Source organism: Paenarthrobacter sp. YAF11_1, assembly GCF_052113445.1.
Classification (GTDB): domain Bacteria; phylum Actinomycetota; class Actinomycetes; order Actinomycetales; family Micrococcaceae; genus Arthrobacter.
Genome location: NZ_JBFRDF010000010.1, coordinates 154,154 through 172,614 on the forward strand (window position 1 = coordinate 154,154; position 18,461 = coordinate 172,614).

At 62.9% G+C, this 18,461-nt stretch carries 20 protein-coding genes; 12 read left to right on the forward strand and 8 right to left on the reverse strand.

The genetic code is table 11. The annotated features are described in order from the left end of the window. Position 1: 1 nt before the first annotated feature. Genes AB4Y77_RS16315 through glyA form a run of 3 tightly spaced genes read right to left on the reverse strand, consistent with a single transcriptional unit; the run spans position 2 to position 3,050 of the window. Positions 2 to 433 (reverse strand): sarcosine oxidase subunit delta, encoded by a 432-nt coding sequence (locus AB4Y77_RS16315; protein WP_442014632.1) that lies wholly within the window; start codon positions 431 to 433, stop codon positions 2 to 4. Between the two features lie 17 nt (positions 434 to 450). Further along, entirely contained in the window at positions 451 to 1,671 is a 1,221-nt protein-coding gene (locus tag AB4Y77_RS16320; protein ID WP_311212037.1) for a sarcosine oxidase subunit beta family protein, read from the reverse strand. Then, on the reverse strand, positions 1,668 to 3,050 hold the full coding sequence (gene glyA, locus AB4Y77_RS16325) for a serine hydroxymethyltransferase (RefSeq protein ID WP_442014633.1): 1,383 nt from the start codon (positions 3,048 to 3,050) through the stop codon (positions 1,668 to 1,670). The genes AB4Y77_RS16320 and glyA overlap by 4 nt, the downstream gene beginning before the upstream one ends. Before the next feature lie 152 nt (positions 3,051 to 3,202). Here glyA and AB4Y77_RS16330 point away from each other — a divergent pair, with 152 nt between their 5' ends. The 4 genes from AB4Y77_RS16330 (at position 3,203) to AB4Y77_RS16345 (ending at position 8,033) form a co-directional block, all read left to right on the forward strand. Continuing rightward, positions 3,203 to 3,874, forward strand: coding sequence for a GntR family transcriptional regulator (locus AB4Y77_RS16330; RefSeq protein ID WP_442014634.1), 672 nt, complete (start codon positions 3,203 to 3,205; stop codon positions 3,872 to 3,874). A 610-nt stretch (positions 3,875 to 4,484) separates the two neighbouring features. Further along, positions 4,485 to 5,843: an MFS transporter gene (locus AB4Y77_RS16335; protein WP_442014635.1), complete on the forward strand. Its 1,359-nt coding sequence runs from the start codon at positions 4,485 to 4,487 to the stop codon at positions 5,841 to 5,843. A 28-nt stretch (positions 5,844 to 5,871) separates the two neighbouring features. Further along, positions 5,872 to 7,128: an aminopeptidase P family protein gene (locus AB4Y77_RS16340; protein WP_442014636.1), complete on the forward strand. Its 1,257-nt coding sequence runs from the start codon at positions 5,872 to 5,874 to the stop codon at positions 7,126 to 7,128. 89 nt (positions 7,129 to 7,217) lie between these two features. Then, entirely contained in the window at positions 7,218 to 8,033 is an 816-nt protein-coding gene (locus tag AB4Y77_RS16345) for an IclR family transcriptional regulator (RefSeq protein WP_442014637.1), read from the forward strand. 169 nt (positions 8,034 to 8,202) lie between these two features. On the opposite strand, the gene AB4Y77_RS16350 is transcribed toward AB4Y77_RS16345, so the two are convergent. After that, positions 8,203 to 8,682: a DUF4383 domain-containing protein gene (locus AB4Y77_RS16350; protein WP_311212042.1), complete on the reverse strand. Its 480-nt coding sequence runs from the start codon at positions 8,680 to 8,682 to the stop codon at positions 8,203 to 8,205. A 155-nt stretch (positions 8,683 to 8,837) separates the two neighbouring features. Here AB4Y77_RS16350 and AB4Y77_RS16355 point away from each other — a divergent pair, with 155 nt between their 5' ends. From AB4Y77_RS16355 to AB4Y77_RS16365, 3 genes are all read left to right on the forward strand, one after another. Continuing rightward, positions 8,838 to 9,809: a hypothetical protein gene (locus AB4Y77_RS16355; RefSeq protein ID WP_311212043.1), complete on the forward strand. Its 972-nt coding sequence runs from the start codon at positions 8,838 to 8,840 to the stop codon at positions 9,807 to 9,809. Between the two features lie 107 nt (positions 9,810 to 9,916). Then, entirely contained in the window at positions 9,917 to 10,303 is a 387-nt protein-coding gene (locus AB4Y77_RS16360) for an ArsR/SmtB family transcription factor (RefSeq protein ID WP_442014638.1), read from the forward strand. Continuing rightward, positions 10,300 to 10,767, forward strand: coding sequence for an SRPBCC family protein (locus AB4Y77_RS16365; protein ID WP_311212045.1), 468 nt, complete (start codon positions 10,300 to 10,302; stop codon positions 10,765 to 10,767). Before AB4Y77_RS16360 ends, AB4Y77_RS16365 begins: the two co-directional genes overlap by 4 nt. Here AB4Y77_RS16365 and AB4Y77_RS16370 read toward each other — a convergent pair. Beyond that, entirely contained in the window at positions 10,764 to 11,420 is a 657-nt protein-coding gene (locus tag AB4Y77_RS16370; protein WP_442014639.1) for a LysE family translocator, read from the reverse strand. The genes AB4Y77_RS16365 and AB4Y77_RS16370 overlap by 4 nt on opposite strands. A 101-nt stretch (positions 11,421 to 11,521) precedes the next feature. Between AB4Y77_RS16370 and AB4Y77_RS16375 the strand changes: the two genes are divergently transcribed. Further along, positions 11,522 to 11,977, forward strand: coding sequence for an Lrp/AsnC family transcriptional regulator (locus tag AB4Y77_RS16375; protein ID WP_214822090.1), 456 nt, complete (start codon positions 11,522 to 11,524; stop codon positions 11,975 to 11,977). Between the two features lie 7 nt (positions 11,978 to 11,984). Here the strand turns inward: AB4Y77_RS16375 and AB4Y77_RS16380 are convergent, their stop codons facing one another. Beyond that, a complete protein-coding gene (locus AB4Y77_RS16380; protein WP_311212047.1) occupies positions 11,985 to 12,494 on the reverse strand; it encodes an Lrp/AsnC family transcriptional regulator in 510 nt (169 codons plus the stop codon). 332 nt (positions 12,495 to 12,826) lie between these two features. Between AB4Y77_RS16380 and gluQRS the strand changes: the two genes are divergently transcribed. Further along, positions 12,827 to 13,714, forward strand: coding sequence for a tRNA glutamyl-Q(34) synthetase GluQRS (gene gluQRS, locus AB4Y77_RS16385; RefSeq protein WP_442014640.1), 888 nt, complete (start codon positions 12,827 to 12,829; stop codon positions 13,712 to 13,714). A 25-nt stretch (positions 13,715 to 13,739) separates the two neighbouring features. After that, positions 13,740 to 14,858 (forward strand): serine hydrolase domain-containing protein, encoded by a 1,119-nt coding sequence (locus AB4Y77_RS16390; protein ID WP_442014641.1) that lies wholly within the window; start codon positions 13,740 to 13,742, stop codon positions 14,856 to 14,858. Here AB4Y77_RS16390 and AB4Y77_RS16395 read toward each other — a convergent pair. Beyond that, a complete protein-coding gene (locus tag AB4Y77_RS16395) occupies positions 14,855 to 15,487 on the reverse strand; it encodes a TetR/AcrR family transcriptional regulator (RefSeq protein WP_442014642.1) in 633 nt (210 codons plus the stop codon). The genes AB4Y77_RS16390 and AB4Y77_RS16395 overlap by 4 nt on opposite strands. A 103-nt stretch (positions 15,488 to 15,590) precedes the next feature. On the opposite strand from AB4Y77_RS16395, the gene AB4Y77_RS16400 reads away from it, so the two are divergent. After that, positions 15,591 to 16,382, forward strand: coding sequence for an SDR family NAD(P)-dependent oxidoreductase (locus AB4Y77_RS16400; protein ID WP_442014643.1), 792 nt, complete (start codon positions 15,591 to 15,593; stop codon positions 16,380 to 16,382). A 92-nt stretch (positions 16,383 to 16,474) separates the two neighbouring features. Then, on the forward strand, positions 16,475 to 17,011 hold the full coding sequence (locus AB4Y77_RS16405) for an HD domain-containing protein (RefSeq protein ID WP_442014644.1): 537 nt from the start codon (positions 16,475 to 16,477) through the stop codon (positions 17,009 to 17,011). A 176-nt stretch (positions 17,012 to 17,187) separates the two neighbouring features. Here AB4Y77_RS16405 and AB4Y77_RS16410 read toward each other — a convergent pair whose 3' ends face one another. After that, positions 17,188 to 18,417, reverse strand: a complete 1,230-nt coding sequence (locus AB4Y77_RS16410) for a low temperature requirement protein A (RefSeq protein WP_442014645.1) — start codon at positions 18,415 to 18,417, stop codon at positions 17,188 to 17,190. Positions 18,418 to 18,461 lie beyond the last annotated feature (44 nt).

An 18,461-nucleotide genomic window follows, 5' to 3' on the forward strand; every position in this document is an offset into this window, starting at 1 on the left:
TCTAGACTCCTTCCGAGGAGATGGGGGTGGTGGCCGTGGGGGCTGTGGCGCCGGGGGCGAGGCCGGGTTCGCCGGCCTGGCCGAAGTCCCCTGCCTGGCTGAACTCGCCTGCCTGGGTGGGTGCGCTGATTGTGCTGGCGCTTGTCCCGACGCTTGCCTTGAGGTCCGGGCGGGGCTGGCCCATCCCGTAAATGGAGTGGATTTCGTAGCTCACGGTGTCGCGGAGCATGTTGAACCACTGGCGGCAGCCTGTGCTGTGGACCCAGCGCTCGGCGAAAGTGCCCTTGGTGTTCTCGCGGTAGAACAGGTATTCAGCCCATTCGCGGTCCGTGAGGTCATTGGGGCTCTCCGGGTAGGCGACGTGTGCCTGGCCGCCGTAGTGGAATTCGGTTTCGTCACGTGGCCCGCAGTTGGGGCATGAAATGAGGAGCATGTCTTTTCCTGTCCTGGCTAGTGGGCTACGGCTGCGGCGCCGTGTTCGTCGATCAAGGCGCCGGTCTCGAAGCGTTCCAGTGCGAACGGCTTGTTCAGCTGGTGCGGTGCGCCCGTGGCAATGGTGTGCGCGAAGGTCAGACCTGCTGCAGGCGTGCCCTTGAAGCCGCCGGTTCCCCAGCCACAGTTGACGAACATGTTCTCCACCGGTGAGAGGCCAACAATCGGCGAGGCATCGAGTGTGGTGTCCACGATGCCGCCCCAGGTCCGGAGCACGTGGGCCCGGGCGAAAATCGGGAAGAGCTCCACGGCTGCTGCCATCTGTTCCTCGATCACGTGGAACGAGCCGCGCTGGCCGTAGCCGTTGTAGGAATCGACGCCGGCGCCCATCACCAGCTCGCCCTTATGGGCCTGGGAAACGTAGACGTGCACGTGGTTGGACATGACCACCGTGGGGTGGACCGGCTCGTGCAGTTCGGATACCAGTGCCTGGAGCGGGTGGGACTGGATCGGCAGGCGGAAGCCGGCCATTTCTGCCAGGACCGAGCTGTGGCCGGCGGCGCAGAGACCCACCTTTTCGGTGTTGATATCGCCGCGGGTGGTCTTGACGCCCGTGACGCGGTTGCCGTCCTTGATGAAGCCGGTGACTTCACAGTTCTGGATGATGTCCACGCCCAGCTCGTCGCACTTGCGGGCGAAAGCCCAAGCCACGTGGTCGTGCTTGGCGATGCCTGCGCGCGGCTGGTACGTTGCGCCCATGACGGGGTAGCGGATGTTGTCGTTGATGTTCAGGATGGGGCAGAGTTCCTTGACCTGCTGCGGGTCCAGCCACTCAGCATCCACGCCGTTGAGCCTGTTGGCACCCACGCGGCGAACGCTTTCGCGGACATCGCCCAGGGTGTGGGCCAGGTTCATGACGCCGCGCTGGCTGAACAGGAAGTCGTACTCCAGCTCTTCCGGGAGGATTTCCCAGAGCTTGAGCGCGTGCTCGTAGATGGCGGCGCTCTCGTCCCAGAGGTAGTTGGAACGGATGATGGTGGTGTTGCGGGCCATGTTTCCACCGGCCAGCCAGCCCTTTTCCAGGATGGCGATGTTGGTCATGCCGTGGTTCTTCGCCAGGAAGTACGCGGTGGCCAGGCCGTGCCCGCCGCCGCCCACAATCACGGCGTCGTAGCTTTTCTTCGGGTCCGGGTTGCGCCAGAGGAAGTCCGGGTGTTCGGGGAGGTGGTCTGCACTCACTGGGCTGCTCCAATCAGTTCTGCTTCGGTTTCGGCGCCATTGCCGTTGTTGTTCAGGTGGGGGTAAAGCGGGAACTTGTCCGCCAAGGCAGTTACGCGGCGGCGGAGTTCGACGGCGGTGGTCTCGTCCAGGGTGACGTCGGCCTGGGTGCCTGCTTCAGTTCCTGCTTCGGTGCCGTTGTTCGCTGCGGCGATCAACGCCGTCGCAATGATGTCCGAGACTTCGGTGAAGTCCTCAGCCTTGAAGCCGCGGGCGGCGAGTGCGGGTGTACCGATGCGCAGGCCCGACGAAACCATGGGCGGGCGGGGGTCGAACGGGACGGCGTTGCGGTTGACCGTGATGCCGATCTGGTGGAGCGTGTCCTCGGCCTGCTGGCCATTGAGGACGGAGTGGCGGAGGTCGGCGAGCACCAGGTGGACGTCGGTACCGCCGCTGACAACGGAGATGCCGGCTGCGGCTACGTCGTCCTGGAGGAGGCGCTGGGCCAGGATCTTGGAGCCTTCAAGGACGCGGACCTGGCGTTCCTGGAACTCCGGCTCGGCTGCCATCTTGAAAGCCACGGCCTTGGCGGCGATGACGTGCTCCAACGGACCACCCTGCTGGCCGGGGAAGACAGCGGAGTTAACCTTCTTGGCGATGTCGGCGTCGTTGGTCAGGATCACACCGCCGCGGGGACCGCCGAGGGTCTTGTGGGTGGTGCTGGTGACGATGTGGGCGTGCGGCACCGGGCTGGGGTGGAGCCCTGCAGCGACGAGACCCGCGAAGTGGGCCATGTCCACCATGAGGTAGGCGCCCACCAGGTCCGCAATGCGGCGGAACTCGGCGAAGTCCAGCTGGCGGGAGTAGGCAGACCAGCCGGCGACGATCAGTTGGGGCTTGCTCTCAAGAGCCAGTCGCTCTACTTCAGCCATGTCTACGGTGTGGGTGTCCTCGCGAACGCCGTAGGGAACAACCTTGTACAGCTTCCCGGAGAAGTTGATGCGCATGCCGTGGGTCAGGTGGCCACCATGGGCGAGGTTCAGGCCCATGATGGTGTCGCCCGGGGTGATCAGCGCGTGCATGGCCGAGGCGTTGGCCTGGGCTCCGGAGTGGGGCTGGACGTTGGCGAAATCTGCGCCAAACAAGGACTTCAGGCGGTCAATGGCCAGCTGTTCGATCACATCAACGTGCTCGCAGCCGCCGTAGTAGCGCTTGCCCGGGTAGCCCTCGGCGTACTTGTTGGTCAGTACCGATCCCTGGGCCTCCATGACGGCCGTGGGAGCGAAGTTCTCAGAGGCGATCATTTCCAGCGTGGACTGCTGGCGGATGAGTTCCTGGGCGATCGCCTGATCGACCTCCGGGTCCGCCTGTGCAAGCGGGCGGATCAGCGGTTCAACCATGGTGTTCTCCTTCAAAGGCTTGTCTAGTGGCCGACTGTTAGGCAACTGATATATTAGAACTATTGCCATAGTATGTTGGAGATCACATAGTCGTCAACAGGTCAGCGGTAACTCATCCAGCAGACTGGGAATGCGACTAACGGGAGAGACTAATGAGCGCAGCACTCGAAGCACTGGAATCAGTTCCGCAGGGTACGTCCCTGGCGGAGACCGCCTACCTGCTGCTGCGCGACCGGCTCATCATGCTGGACATCAAGCCCGGCGACCCCATCAACGATGGCCAGATCGCCGCCGAACTGGGAATCGGGCGCACCCCCGTCCGCGAAGCCATCAAGCGCCTTGAAAGCGATCACCTCGTGGTGTCATACCCTCGGCGCGGCACCTTCGCCACCGGCGTGGACATCACCCAGCTCGCCGAAGTCTCCGAGATCCGCGAACTCCTGGAACCGCTCGCCTCCAGGAAAGCCGCCCGCATGGCCAGCCCCGCCATGCGCTCCGAACTCCGCGGCGTCGCGGCTGCCATCCGTGACCTCGAGGGCCAGGACAATTCTTCGCAGGAACTCATGCGCTACGACATCCAGGTGCACCGGCTCATCTACAAGGCCTCCGCCAACGCACACCTCGAAGACGTCCTGATCCGGTACGACAACCTCGCCACCCGCATCTGGTGCCACATGCTCGAGAAGATGCCCTCCGTGTCCGGCCATATCTCCGAACACGCCGACCTCCTCACAGCCATCGCCGACGGCGACGAAGACCGCGCCGCCGAGCTCGCCCTGCACCACGTAGTCAGCTTTGAAGAGACCATCCGCAAGGTCCTCTGACCCTCTCTCACATCACTCGTGCTTGAGCGCATCGCTCTCGCACATCCCGCGGGCTTGAGCCGCGCCGCCTTCCGGTGGTGGCGTCATCCTCTGCGCGCTCGCTCGTTCCTCGCTTAGACGCGCGCTGCCGGATCACCCCGCCCCCTCCCGACCCTCTCTCACTTCGCTCGGGTTTGGGTGGGTCGCTCTCTCACATCCCTCGTGCTTGGCGCTGACCCTCTTCACGGCCCGCTGACATCTTCCGGGCCCATTGGGCCGATCTGCTCCGACGCCGCGACTCCCGTCGCCTGGGCGGCGGGGCGTGCGCAGCCGCCAAAAACGGAAGGCTCGACGTCGATGCCAACTTGAGTGCCGACGTCGGCCTTCCTCGCCCTGATGAGAGAGCGATCGGGTGAAGGGCTAGGGATGTGAGAGAGCGTCGGGAGAAGAAAGGCGCGTTGAGTGCAACGCTGATGCGGTGAGTACAACGATCTTCTTCGGCTTTTGAGTGCTTGGTCCGTTATTAGGGTTTCAAAAAAGTCTAGATCCACCCTTGACCGTGGCGTCGCTCACACATACTCTGGTGCAACAGCGTTGCGTTGAATGCAACCCCAATGATTTTGGTGGACACATGAGCAATGAATCCTCTGTGGCAGCCGAGCCGGATACTTCACAGGCCGACGGCTCCAACCACACCCTCAGCCCCAACAACACAGTCAGCAAGGACACTCGACGGCGAGTGGTCACTGCCAGCTTCATCGGCAACTTTGTTGAGTGGTTCGACTACGCCGTTTACGGCTACCTGGCCGGCATCATCTCAACAGTTTTCTTCCCGGAGTCAGACCGGCAGACAGCCCTCCTGGCGACATTCGGTGTCTTTGCCATCAGCTTCTTCGTGCGGCCGCTTGGTGGCTTCATCTGGGGCCATATCGGTGATCGACTCGGCCGAAAGCAGGCGCTCTCCCTCTCCATCGTGTTGATGTCAGTGGCCACGTTCTGCATCGCACTGATACCGGGGTACGCCACCATCGGCGTGATGGCCCCCATCCTGCTCCTCCTGGTAAGGGTGGTCCAAGGTTTCTCCGCAGCCGGCGAGTACGCAGGGGCGTCCGCCTTCCTTGTGGAGTACGCGCCGGCCAATCGCCGCGGACTGTATGCCGCCGTCGTGCCTGCCAGTACCGCAGCGGGACTACTGCTGGGATCCTTGCTGGCCGCCCTGCTGACTTCAGTACTTAGCGCGGAGCAGCTCAACGAGTGGGGTTGGCGGTTGCCGTTCCTACTCGCAGCGCCCATGGGCCTGATCGGCCGGTACATCCGGACCAAACTGGAGGACACACCGGCGTTCCGTGAACTGGCCGAGAAGGATGACGGCGTCAAGGCTCCCGCGCTGGCTATGTTCAAGACGTACCGGAAGGAACTCGTTATCGCCACGGGAGCGGTGCTGCTCAACGCGGTGGGCTTCTACGTGATCCTCAGCTATATGCCCACGTACCTGTCCGAAGAGTTGGGCTTCGGTGCCACGGAATCGTTCCTGGCCACCACCATTGCCCTGGCAAGCTACATCGGCTTCATCTTCCTGACGGGCATGGCCTCGGACAGGTTTGGCCGCAAACGAATGCTCATCACCGCATCAGTTCTTTTCATCCTGCTCACGGTGCCAGCGTTCATGCTGCTGGACACCCGCAACTTCCTGGTGATCGTGCTGGTTCAGATTCTTCTGGGCGGCATGCTCACCCTCAACGACGGCACCCTGCCCAGTTTCCTGGCCGAACTCTTCCCCACGAAGGTCCGGTACACGGGCTTCGCCGTCAGCTTCAACCTCTCCAACGCCTTGTTCGGCGGCACCGCGCCGTTCATGGCCACCCTCCTGATCGGCATGACCGCCAGCAAGCTGGCCCCCGGTTGGTACCTCGTGGCCGCCGCAATAGTTTCCCTCATCGCAGTCCTGTTCGCCACGGAGACTTCCAAGAAGCCTCTGCTGCAGGACTAGTACAACCCACCCATTGAAAGGAACCACCATGACCATCACCCAGAACGAGGCCGTCAACGATGTCGCCAAGCTCGAGCGCACCAAGGTCCTCAACAACGGCGAAAAGGTTTCGCTGACTTTCTCCGATGCAGAATTCGAGCGCCGCCTTGCCGGCCTCCGCAGCATCATGGCCGAGAAGGACCTCGACGCCGTCATCCTCACCAGCTACCACTCCATCAAGTACTACTCCGACTTCCTCTTCACCTATTTCGGCCGCTCTTACGGCATGGTGGTCACCAAGGATGACACGGTCACCATTACGGCAAACATCGACGCCGGTATGCCTTGGCGCCGGAGCTACGGCGACAACCTGGTGTACACGGACTGGCGGCGTGACAACTACATCCATGCCATCCAGGAAGTGCTGCGGACCCGCGGCATCAACCCGCGCCGCATCGGCGTCGAAGATGACTCGCTGCCGCTGGACAACCGCAACAAGATCCAGGCTGCCTTCTCCGGAGCAACACTGGTGGATGTGGCGCAGGCTGCGATGCGCCAGCGCATGATCAAGTCGGACGAGGAAATCGCGGTCATCAAGCACGGGGCCCGTATCGGCGACCTCGGCGGCGAGGCCATCCGCAACGCCATCACGGCAGGCATCACCGAGTACGAGGTTGCGTTGATCGGCACCGAGGCCATGGTCCACGAGATCGCCCGGACGTTCCCGGACTCGGAAATCCGCGACACGTGGGTCTGGTTCCAGTCTGGCATCAACACCGACGGTGCCCACAACTGGGCCACTACCCGGAAGATCCAGGAACACGACATCCTGTCCCTGAACTGCTTCCCGATGACCAGCGGCTACTACACGGCCTTGGAACGTACCTTGTTCTACGGCGAACCGGATGCCCGTTCCTTGGAACTGTGGAACATCAACGTGGAGGTCCACAAACGCGGCCTCGAACTCATCAAGCCCGGAGCCGTCTGCAAGGACATCGCCGCCGAGCTCAACGAGATCTACGTCAGCCACGGTCTGCTGGCCAACCGCACGTTTGGCTACGGCCACTCGTTCGGCGTGCTGAGCCACTATTACGGGCGCGAAGCGGGCCTGGAACTTCGCGAGGACATCGACACCGTTCTGGAGCCGGGCATGGTGGTCTCCATGGAACCGATGATCACGGTGCTGGATGGCCAGCCGGGTGCTGGCGGCTACCGCGAGCACGACATCCTGGTGATCGGCGATGACGGCGCCGAGAACATCACCAAGTTCCCGTTCGGCCCTGAGTACAACATCATCGGAGCCTAGTGACCCGGCCGGTGGACACAGCGTGGTGTCCACCGGCCGTTTGGCCTTCCCCAGCGAAACCCCCTGCCGCAGCGAAATATAGTGAACCCATGACTCCCTCGGAATCCAACGACGCTCCTGATAGCAGCAACACCAACGGCGATACCAAGAGCACCTCGGTCATCGTCAACGCCATCGCCGTGCTGCGAAGCTTCAGCGCGGACGAACCCCTTCTGGGAGTCACCGAAATTGCCGGGCGAATTGGCCTTCACAAGAGCACCGTCTCCCGCATACTTGCGACGCTGGAACAGGAAAACCTTGTAGAGCGCGACGTCGATTCGCGCAGGTTCCGCTTGGGGCTGGGAATGATCGCCATGGCGGGCCCACTCCTGGCGGAACTGGAAGAGCGGCGCGTTGCCTACCCTGTGCTGCGCGAACTTACTGAGCGGACAGGGGAGACGAGTGCGCTCATGGTGTGGAACGGCAACGAGTCCATGTGTGTGGAGCAGATCCCCAGCCGGCACCAGGTCAAACACCTCGCACCGCTGGGTGCCCGGTACCACGAAGCCCTGAGTTCATCGGTGCAGGTGTTCCTTGGGGCGGAGAACCAGGACCGGGTGCGTCAGTTGTTGCGCAGCGGCTCCATCACGCTCCCTGGTCTGGACGAGGATGCCATCGAGGCGTACTTGGCACGGGTGACAGAATCCGTGGAGCGTGGCTGGGCTGTGAACTTCGGTGAGACATCCATCGAGGAAGTGGGTGTGGCTTCTCCCGTGTACGACCATCGCGGCAACATGGTGGCCTCAGTCCTGATCCCGGCCCCAAAGTTCCGCGTTTCGCAGGACACGCTGGACAGCCTCGGTGAAGCCTGCGCCGCAGCCGCTGCGAAGGTGACCACCCGGCTGGGCGGGCGCGCCCCGCGCTGAGCCGGGTACCCGCCGTCGAGCGCTTAAAAACGCGCGCCGAGACTGCATTTAATGACAATCCGGAGCGCAAACATTGTCATTAGGTGGCATCTCGGCGAAAGAAGAACGGCGACCGGCCCCTCTGAGGGGAGCGGTCGCCGTCGTTGTTTTACTCGACGTGCGGAAGGACCTACATCTTCCGTCGCGCTGTGGTTGTTTCGTCCATGGCATCCCTGCCCAGCCAGGCACCCAAGCCGATCATGGCAACGCCAAGGATCAGGTGCAGCCAGTTGTCAGCGGTGTTGAACGGGACAAAGTTGGCGCCTGTTTCCTGGTTGATGACCAGGCCGTAGATCCAAAGAACGATGTACACGGCGCCGCCGCCCAGGAGGAACAGGCGGGCCATGCGTGCGTTCCTTGCCATGGCCAAGCCGGCCACGCCAAACAGCAGATGAACGATGTTGTGGAGTATGGACACTTGGAAGACTCCAAGCAGCATGGCGCCGGATTCATGTCCCGCAAAGGTCATGGCGCCGAAATTGGTGGTGATTCCCGGGATGAAGCCCAGGACACCAACCAGCAGAAATACAACGCCAACGCCCATGGCGGTGTTGCGAAGCGTCAACCCCATCATGTGGTGGTGTTCGGCGGGGTGCGAAGCGGTGGTCATCAGTCCTCCCTTTCACGCTGTTACCCGGCTCTTCTCATGGAGAGCCGACCTGCGGCAAGGGTTGTCGCAAAACCTTGCCGACGCCGCCATAATACTCCTGAAATGCCTCCGATAGCAGGGGATGGCCCCAGTTCAGCGGCGGCTAGCATGGATTCATGAGCCAGGTTCCCAACGGACGTGTTCACACGATTTTCCATGACACCCGCGATCTCACGCCTTTCCGGGAGGGCTACGTCCGCACTTCGGTCCGAGGCCTTGCCGACGGCGTCAATGACGTGCTGTCCGGCGTCCTCAGTGGCCGTGACCACGCGAGGTTGTCCTTGGTGGGCAATGTCCCGCGGCTGAAGATGCTGTCCTCCAAGACTGCCAAGGCGATGCACGAGGCCGTGTTCACCTCCGCGGAGCCGGATCGGCTCCTCGCTTTCGGCCGCATGAATCCGGGGTGGGCCGGCTTATGCCACGTGATGGCGGGCTTGCTCGCGTACAAGCACGGCGGCTTCCTGAGGGCTTCGGAACTGCTGCAGCGCGGCTTGACGACAAGGATCGACGACGACGCCAGCCAGTTCTCGGCAACATACCTGGGGCAGGTGGTCACCAAAGTCGAGGTAGCGGAACGTATTGAGGTTCCGGTTCTGTTCAGCGAGGAATCCGTGTTCCTGGCGCTGGCCCATTGCCTCCGGGAGATGGGGATGACCGAGTCGGCGTTGGAAGCAGTGGTGGGCTTGCCGCCGTCGTTGCCTTCTGCCTTGGCGCGCTGCACGGCGGCGTATTCGCTGGAGCGGCACCGGGACGTGGTGCTGTGGACCGAAGGGTTGCTGAACACTGACGACCTTTCGGCTGCCCTTTTGCTGATCCGTGCGCGTTCCCAGCGGGCCAGGGGCGACGTCGAATCCGCGCAGCTTGCGTTGAAGGAAGTCCTCCGGCGGCGGAAGACCAACCTCGCTTTGAAGAATGATGCGTTGACCGACAGGGCACTCGTGGCACTTGACCAAGGCCGCCGTACCTTGACTCCGCGGTCCAAGCGCCCTGCTCCGCCGGCTGAGCTGGAGACGCTGGAGGTCATCCGCAAGGACGCGGAAATGCGGCGTCTTTGGGAGAACGACTTCAGGCAGCTGGGCGGCGAATAAAAACCATTGCGCCTTCTCCGGGTTGAGCGTAGTCTCTTAATCAACCAAGCGGTTGATCAACGAATAGGTTGATTGAGCTTGGTTGATGACGAAGGGTTGAAGTGGCGATGGAAAACGATGCTCTGGGGTCAGACACCCTGGACAGGGCCTTCATGGCGTTGGCGGATCCGGTGCGGCGGGCCATGGTAGCCCGGCTGTCCCGGGGGGACGCCACTGTCAATGAGCTCGCGGAACCATTCGCCATTACCAAGCAGGCGGTTTCCAAGCACATTCAAGTCCTGGAGCATGCGGGCTTGGTAACCCGGTCCCGGGACGCCCAGCGCAGGCCGGTCCATTTGGACGCAGCAGCTTTGGAGCGATTGACGGCTTGGATTGACAACTACCGGTTGATCGCCGAATCCCGCTTCCGACAGTTGGACGAACTGCTGGGGGCAGGCACCTCGCACCGACAAAAAGAAAACACAGCAGCACAGAAGAAAGAGGAACTGACATGAGCAATCCAACAACAATCACCGCTGACAACGGCGTCCCGTTCGTTGACACAGTTCGCGAATTTGATGCTCCCGTCAGCGCGGTCTTCAAAGCCCACGTTGACCCGGACCTCCTGGCCAAGTGGCTGGGCCCGCGCAGCACGGCAACAAAGATTACCGAATACAACGCCACCACTGGAGGCAGCTGGCGCTACGAAAGCGGCGACGACAACGGAATGTATGGCTTCCGTGGCGTCTTCCATACCGTTGAAGCCGACGCGTTGATCATCCAGACAGTGGAGTTCGAAGGCGCGCCAAACCAGGTGGTCATCAGCACCACCACCTTCGAGGAAATCGACGGCAGGACCCGGATGGTTGCGCATGAGGTCTACCCCTCCGTGGAAGCCCGCGACATGGCACTGGCCACCGGGATGGACTATGGGGTGATCGAAGGATACGAGCGTCTGGACGAACTGCTTGCTGCCTAAGCGCCCGCTGGCTGCACCTGCAGCAACAGCGGGAGGAGTTGCTCCGACAACAGCACTGTCCCCAGTCCGATCATGATGATCCCGCTGGTCAGCGTCACAATCCGTGCGGCGCCCGGCCGGGAAGCCAGCAGCTTCCGGGACGTCAGCGCCACGCCGGTGTAGACCGCCCCGGCCAGGATCACGAAGGTCAGGCCCAACAAACCTGACTGGACCGGAACGGGCAGTGCTGCCTCGGGGCTGGCGAACTGCGGTACCAGCGCGATGAAGAAGAGCAGGCCCTTGGGGTTGATACCGCTGGTGCCCATGCCCTGAAGGAAGGTGCGGAGTTGGTTGCCGGACTGCACGACGCCGGCTTCCGCGCTGAAGCTCGCACCTCGCCATGAGCGGATGGTGGAGACGCCGAGCCATAACAAATACGCCGCCCCGGCGATTGTCAGCCATCCCAGGAGTCCCGGAACTCCTGCCAGCAGCGCGGCCAGGCCTGCCGCCATCAGCAATGTGTGGATGACATACCCGCTGCACAGGCCGGCCACTGCGGGAACAAAGCTGCGTTGGCGGAGGCCTGCCGAGATCGAATATGCCCAATCGACGCCGGGGGTGCACGCCAAGCTGACGGCCACCAGCATGAAGGCGAGGAACAGCTGCGGATTCACGATCTCTCCAGAGGTAGTTGGTAGGAAAACTCTAGGAAAAATCCGCCCATAAGTGCTCCCATTTTTAGCCCTGAATCCCGTATCTTGGGTAAGATTATTGCGTGATTGACGGAATCGATAGAAGTATTTTGCGCCACCTCAAAGAGGACGGCCGAATGACGGCCACAGCCCTTGCCTCAAAGGTGGGTTTGACCGTGGCTCCATGCCATCGGCGGCTGCGGGATCTGGAGTCGTCAGGGGTGATCCGCGGCTACCGTGCCGACATCGATCCTGCTGCCGTGGGTTTGGGTTTTGAGGCGATTGTCTTTGTCACCCTCAAGCAGGTGGAACGCACCATCATGGCGGAGTTCGAGGAGCGCGTAACAGCGAGCCCCAACATCGTGGAGGCGCAACGGCTGTTCGGCTCTCCTGACTATCTGTTGAAAGTCATTGCCGCGGACTTGCCCGCCTACCAGCGCTTTTACGACGACGAACTCGCGGCGCTTCCTGCCGTGGAACGCCTGACATCAACCCTGGTGATGAAGAACCTGAAAACCAACATCGGCCCGCCCGTCTAATTCCGCCCTACTCCGCAAGCAGCCCCGTTGTCCGGTAGGGAATCACTTCGCGGAGGAACATGCTGGTGGACGTGCGCACGATTCCGGGGCACAGGCGAATTTCCTCGGACACACGGTAAAGATCGTCCGGGCTCTTGGCCACCACCCTGATGATGAGGTCGGTATCGCCGGCGGGTGCGTGGCACTCGAGGACTTCGGGGATGTCCCGGAGTGCGGCGATGGCTTCGTTCAAATGGCTTTGGTCCAGTTCGGCGCTGACCGCAGCAGCTACGCCGCGCCCCAAGGCCGACGGCAGGACGCGGCTGCTGTTCGGTCGCAGGGCCCCGGCGGCCGTCATCCGTTCCAGGCGGGACTGCACAGTGCCGCGCGCGAGATGYAGCTTCTGGGCCAACACCATGATGGGCACCCGGGGATCGTCATCGAGGGCGGCCAGGATTCGCCGGTCCGTCGCGTCGAGTTCCTGCAAAGTGACCACTTCCTGTCCAAGTTTTTCGAGCAGACTGGTCAGATCGACCATTCTTTTTAGTGTCCGTTGCACCAACTGTATGTCTCCTGCTCAAATGGTGACAACGAAGCAGGGCAAGGCGACCGCCGGACCCCGCAGGCACCAGGCATCCGGAACACCACCCGGATCCCTGCACAGGTTTCCCGCAAGGAAGCAGCCGCTGATTGACTCTTGTTCACAGCATTGTCATTCTGCACTCGCCCGTATCGTGCGGGCAGCACAGTAAGAGCCCCTGAGCCACCGGATCGTTGCGGTAGCTGAGGGGCTCTTGCATTGCCCGGTTCCCGGCCGCAGTGCCCGGTTGCCGGCGGGCGCCGGGCAACACAGCCACATAGGCTTGGACCATGACTTCAGCTGGCCGTTTCGCCCCGAGCCCTTCCGGCGAACTACACGTCGGCAATCTCCGTACGGCCATCCTGGCGTGGCTCTTCGCGAAGTCCACTGGCAGGGACTTCCTGCTGCGCGTGGAGGACCTGGACCGGGCCCGGTCCGGCGCCGAAGCGGAGCAGCTCCGCGACCTGCAGGCCGTCGGCGTCAGGTGGGACGCCGCCGTCGTACGCCAGACTGAGCGCGCGGCGCTCTACGACGAAGCGATTGCGCGCCTCACCGCTGATGGTCGCACCTATGAATGCTTCTGTACCCGCCGGGAAATCCAGGAAGCACCGTCGGCGCCGCATGCGCCGCAGGGCGCGTATCCAGGGACGTGCCGGCGGTTGTCCCAGGCTGAACGGGAGATCCGGCGCGCGTCACGTCCGGCGTCGATCCGGCTCCAAGCGGACGTTTCTGAGTGGGCTGTTGAGGACCAGTTGCGCGGCAATTATGTGGGCGTGGTGGATGACTTTGTGCTGCGTCGGAATGACGGAGTCACCGCCTACAATCTGGCAGTGGTGGTGGACGACGCCGCCCAGGGAATCGATCAGGTGGTGCGCGGCGACGACCTCCTCCCCTCCACCCCCCGGCAGGCCTACTTGGCGACGCTGCTGGGCCTGCCCATTCCCGAATATGCCCACGTTCCGCTGGTGGTAAACCACGACGGCGCGAGGCTGGCAAAGCGCGACGGTGCGGTCACGCTGGGCGACCTCGCCGCCGTCGGAATTACTGCCGACAGGGTCCGCAACCTGATCCTTGAATCGGTGGGCCTGCCGGCCGGAACCTTGGGGGAGGCGCTGCCGTACTTCCACCCCCGGAGCCTCCCCAAAGAGCCGTGGGTGTGGAAAACTCGCCGGCCCTGAACAGCCCAGCACGTAGGCTGTCTGGATGCATGCACAGGTGATCGCCCCAGGTTTCGAACCCGTCGCCGAGCTCTTCGGCAGCTTCCTTGATCAGGATCCGGACTATTCGGCGCAAGTCGCCGCCTACCATCGCGGCGTCAAAGTGCTGGACCTCAGCGGCGGACCGCATATCCGCCCGGACTCGGTTACGGGCGTCTTCTCCTGTTCCAAAGGTATGGCGGGCCTGGTGATGGCGTTGCTGGTTCAGGACGGCACTTTGGACCTTGATGCCGAGGTGACCAAGTATTGGCCGGAGTTTGGTGTCGAAGGGAAAGCCTCGATCACCGTTGCGCAGCTTTTGTCCCATCAGGCCGGGCTCCTGGGGGTGGAAGGCGGCCTCACCCTCCACGAGGTCAACAACTCCGGGCTTGCAGCCGCCAAGCTCGCCAAACTTCCGCCACTATGGAAACCCGGCGCTGCTTTCGGCTACCACGCGCTGACCATCGGTATCTTCATGGAGGAGCTGTGCCGCCGCATCACCGGTTCCACGCTCCAGGACGTCTTTGAACAGCGGATCCGGGCCGTGACCGGAGCCCACTTCTACCTTGGCCTGCCCGACGCCGAAGAGGCCCGCTTCGCACCCTTCCGCTGGGCTGCCGATCCGTCGTGGCCGTGGGTGGATCCTGCCAGCCACGTCGGCCTTGCGGCCAACTCTGCCGTGGGTGACATCCTGGACTTGCCCAACATCCGGGAGGTGCGGGCTGCGGGGCTGAGCTCGGTCGCTGGTGTGGCCAGCGCGGAAGGGATGGCAAGGATCTACGCTGCAGCGCTGACCGGGTTGGCAGGCGAACCCGCTGCTCCCCCTCTCCTGACGGAGGAGACCATTCGTGCGGTGACCAGCGAGCAGGTCTTCGGAATCGACCGCGTCTTTGGGGAGACCGGCTGCTTCGCCACGGTGTTCATGAAGTCCCACACTCGGATGCCGTTCGGCAGTTACCGGGCGTTCGGGCACGACGGCGCCAGCGCATCTTTGGGGTTCGCGGACCCTGTGTATGAACTCGGCTTTGGGTACGTGCCCCAGCAGGCGGAGCCCGGGGGAGTGGGCTGCCGCAACTTCCAGTTGAGTGCGGCGGTGAGGGAAGTGATTGCCGGGCTCGCCGCTTAGCTGCTGAGCTGCGTTGTAGAGGAGGGCTGGGCTGACGGGACTCCAGCCGCCATGCCTGCCCACAGGGTGTCGGTGGTAGCGGTGACTACGTCCTCCACTGAAGTCCCGTCCAAGTGCCCGCCGGCCGCCAGCAGCGCGGTCCCGTGAAGGCTTACGAAGCACACCATGGCCAGTGTCCCGGGGTCTCCGTCGGCCAGGACGCCGGCTTCCTGGGCCTCGGCGATCATGGCTTGGGCAACGTGGATTCCTTGCGCGCCGGTGTTGCGCAGTTCCTCGCTGGAATCGGGGTGGTGTTTGGTGGAGTACATCACTGTCAGCAAGGCGGGGTGCTCAACGGCAAAGTCGACGTAGGCCTTGCCGACGCGGACGAAGCGGTCGCGGAGGTCATCGCCGGACTGGGTGGCATCCCGGATGAGTCGGTTCATCGACTGAAAGCCAGCCAGCGCCACGGCGTCGATCAGGGCTTGCTTGTCACGGAAGTGTTTGGCCGGGGCACCGTGGCTGACGTTGACATCACGGGCCAGCTGCCGCAGTGAGAGTCCGTCCACGCCGGCTTCTTCAATAGTCTCCATGGCGCGCTCCAAGAGGGCCTCCCGGAGTTTGCCGTGGTGGTAGGGCTGGGCAGTCATGGGATAAGTCTAAGCCAATGTAGTCATTGACAACAAAGTAGACACTGCCTACCATGTAGACAGCGACTACATCAGTCTCCGACTCAACGGATGGGATTCCGCCATGACCATGACCTACGCAGGTACCACTGCACTCATTACAGGTGCCAGCTCCGGCCTCGGCGCTGAGTTCGCCGGACAATTTGCTGCCCGGGGCGCCAACCTCGTCCTGGTGGCCAGGCGCGCAGACCGTCTGGAGGAGTTGGCCCAGGACTTGCGCTCCCGCCACGGAATCACGGTGACCGTGCTCCCCATGGACTTGGGCCGTGCAGGCGTGGGGTGCGAGCTCTTCGACTCACTGGCCGGCCGCGGGATTAGTGTGGACACTTTGATCAACAACGCGGGTTTCGGTACCCACGGTCCTTTGGTTGAGGAAGATCCGGACACTATTGCGTCTGAGATTTCCTTGAACGTGGCCGCCCTGGTGGACATCACCCGGGCCTTCCTGCCGGAACTGCTCGTCTCCGGGAAAGGTGCCTTGGTGAATGTCGCCAGCACCGCCGCCTTCCAGCCCATTCCCGGCATGGCCGTTTACGGCGCCACCAAGGCCTTCGTCCTGAGCTTCACCGAAGCCGTGGCCCACGAAACCAAGAACTCCGGATTGAACGTCCTGGCCCTCTGCCCCGGGGCGACGCGCACCGAGTTCTTCGACGTCGTCGGCGGTGAGTCCGCAGCAGTGGGCAAAATGCAGACCGCTGAACAGGTTGTCGGAACAGCGCTCAGGGCGCTCGACCGCAAGGACACACCCGGCAGCGTCGTCTCGGGGTGGGTCAACCGGGTGACGGCCGGATTTGCCCAGCGCTTGCCGAGGGCTGTCACCGTCGCCATCGCAGCCCGCGCTGTACAGGACTGGTAGAACACGTCCACGGCGCTTCCTGTCCCGGAACACCCGATAGCCTGAACATGGGATCGATCGCCGTTGGTCCCATGTTCAACCCGGAGGCCAGCATGACCGAACCACACTTCACTGTAGAAACAGCCCAGGTCCTGGCGGAGGTGGCCCACAACAGGCAGAAGGACAAGCTCAAGCGCCCGTACCGCGAGCATGTCCTGGCAGTAGGCGATGCTCTGGCCGACTTTGACGAGGACATCCAGATCGCCGGCTACCTTCACGACATCGCCGAGGACACACCCATCACCCGGCAGGCCCTGCTGGAAATGGGAGTTTCCGAGCGTGCGGTGGACATCATCGAGCGCGTCACCAGGCGCTTCCACGACGATCCGGATGATTACGACGCCGGCATCCGTTTCGTTGCGGAGGATCACGACGCCACGTTGGTGAAGATCGCGGACAACGCCCACAACTCGCTCCCGGAACGGGTTCAGGCCCTTGCGGAGAAGTGGCCGGAAAAGCCGCCGGTCACCCGCTACGCCGACGCCCGGCCTGTGCTGTACACGGCCGTTCCCCGCGACGAGGTCAGGATGATCCTGGAACGGATCAACCCATACCTGCTCGAGGAACTGGACGAGATCGCTCCCGAGTAACTCATGCGCGCCCGTTGTGGGGCCTGCTCTGCGTGCCTCGGCGACGAAATGGGGCGCAGAGCAGGCCCCGCAACGAGAGTTGGGTGAGTTGTGAGGCCTGCTCTGCGTGCTTGATGCGGGGTTTGGGGCGTAGAGCGGGCCCCGCAACGCAGGGGAGTGCCTTAGCCCGCGGCGGTTTACAGTCGACGGAGTGCCGCAGCCCGGCCCTTGTGCCCGCGTCGTTCGTCGTACGCGATGGACAGGCCCAGGACCAGCATCATTTCCAGCATGCACACCGGTACGGAGACGCCCGCTGCCGCCATGGCGATGCTTGCGGCCAAGCCGAGCACCACCAGTGTGGAGCTCAAGAGGTGTTCCCGGTCCATGCCGAGCAGGATCCCGTACAGCGTGCTGAGCGAGACCTTGAACAGAATGATGGGGATGGCGATTGAGGCCACGGCAGCAGCAGCCGGGATATGTGCCTCATGATCGATGAAGTAGGCAGCAACGTGCAGGCCCGCACCGGTGGCGGCAATAGCTGCAAAGACCGGCATGTGCCCGTAGCCAAACACCCACGAACGGTGCCGCTGGACATGCAATGCCGGGCCTGAGGGCAGGATGAAGTAGATCCACCACATGGCGAAGGCCAACCCGGTGCCACTCAGTCCAACCAGTGCTGCATCCATGGACCACTGGTGGGTAGCAACAATGGCGCGCAGGGTTTCAATGGCGCCAATCAAGCATTCGCCCAGGGCGATGATGGCTAGAAGCCCGTACCTTTCCGCGATGTGATGAGCGTGCCACGGGGTGCGGATCTTACGTTCCGCGAAGTAAGGTCCCGCCATCTCCATGACGAACAGCGGAGCTGCCATCAGGAAAGTGGTGAGGACGTTGGCGTCGATCAAGAGGACCGCCACCCACCCAATCTGGACGACTGCCACGTATTTCGCATAGCGCAAACAGGTGTCCCGACGTGCCGGGTCCTGGCGGGCTGCGCGCAACCATTGGAAGATCAGGGCCACCCGCATGACGATGTAGCCGAGCACCATGATGAAGTTGTCCACGTGCTTGCCGTCGATGATGGAGTGGAATACCGGTTCGATGCCCATGGCCAGGATGAGGACGCCCACCATCTGCACCATGGTCACTACGCGGAACACCCAATCATCGGTGTCGTAGGCACTGGCGAACCACGTGAAATTGATCCAGGCCCAGATCACGGCGAACATGGCGAAGGAGAAAGCGAGGAGGCCCGGCCAGAAGTGCGCCTCCGCCACAGCATGGGCGAACTGGTTGCCGGCAACACCGAAAGCGATGACGAAGGTCAGGTCGAAGAAGAGCTCCAGCGGGGTTGCTGTGCGGTGCTTTTCATGGGGATCGCGGCCGCCCATGCGGGACAGCGCATGGCGAAGGGGATTCGAGGACATGGCTCAAAGATTACCGCTGCCCCTGCCTCCACGCCGAGATCGCC

Excerpts from the sequence above, each read along its gene's own strand:
- AB4Y77_RS16315 (WP_442014632.1), bottom strand. The coding sequence starts at position 433 with ATGCTCCTCATTTCATGCCCCAACTGCGGGCCACGTGACGAAACCGAA.
- glyA (WP_442014633.1), bottom strand. The coding sequence starts at position 3,050 with ATGGTTGAACCGCTGATCCGCCCGCTTGCACAGGCGGACCCGGAGGTC.
- AB4Y77_RS16330 (WP_442014634.1), top strand. The coding sequence starts at position 3,203 with ATGAGCGCAGCACTCGAAGCACTGGAATCAGTTCCGCAGGGTACGTCC.
- AB4Y77_RS16335 (WP_442014635.1), top strand. The coding sequence starts at position 4,485 with ATGAGCAATGAATCCTCTGTGGCAGCCGAGCCGGATACTTCACAGGCC.
- AB4Y77_RS16340 (WP_442014636.1), top strand. The coding sequence starts at position 5,872 with ATGACCATCACCCAGAACGAGGCCGTCAACGATGTCGCCAAGCTCGAG.
- AB4Y77_RS16345 (WP_442014637.1), top strand. The coding sequence starts at position 7,218 with ATGACTCCCTCGGAATCCAACGACGCTCCTGATAGCAGCAACACCAAC.
- AB4Y77_RS16350 (WP_311212042.1), bottom strand. The coding sequence starts at position 8,682 with ATGACCACCGCTTCGCACCCCGCCGAACACCACCACATGATGGGGTTG.
- AB4Y77_RS16355 (WP_311212043.1), top strand. The coding sequence starts at position 8,838 with ATGAGCCAGGTTCCCAACGGACGTGTTCACACGATTTTCCATGACACC.
- AB4Y77_RS16360 (WP_442014638.1), top strand. The coding sequence starts at position 9,917 with ATGGAAAACGATGCTCTGGGGTCAGACACCCTGGACAGGGCCTTCATG.
- AB4Y77_RS16365 (WP_311212045.1), top strand. The coding sequence starts at position 10,300 with ATGAGCAATCCAACAACAATCACCGCTGACAACGGCGTCCCGTTCGTT.
- gluQRS (WP_442014640.1), top strand. The coding sequence starts at position 12,827 with ATGACTTCAGCTGGCCGTTTCGCCCCGAGCCCTTCCGGCGAACTACAC.
- AB4Y77_RS16390 (WP_442014641.1), top strand. The coding sequence starts at position 13,740 with ATGCATGCACAGGTGATCGCCCCAGGTTTCGAACCCGTCGCCGAGCTC.
- AB4Y77_RS16395 (WP_442014642.1), bottom strand. The coding sequence starts at position 15,487 with ATGACTGCCCAGCCCTACCACCACGGCAAACTCCGGGAGGCCCTCTTG.
- AB4Y77_RS16400 (WP_442014643.1), top strand. The coding sequence starts at position 15,591 with ATGACCATGACCTACGCAGGTACCACTGCACTCATTACAGGTGCCAGC.
- AB4Y77_RS16405 (WP_442014644.1), top strand. The coding sequence starts at position 16,475 with ATGACCGAACCACACTTCACTGTAGAAACAGCCCAGGTCCTGGCGGAG.
- AB4Y77_RS16410 (WP_442014645.1), bottom strand. The coding sequence starts at position 18,417 with ATGTCCTCGAATCCCCTTCGCCATGCGCTGTCCCGCATGGGCGGCCGC.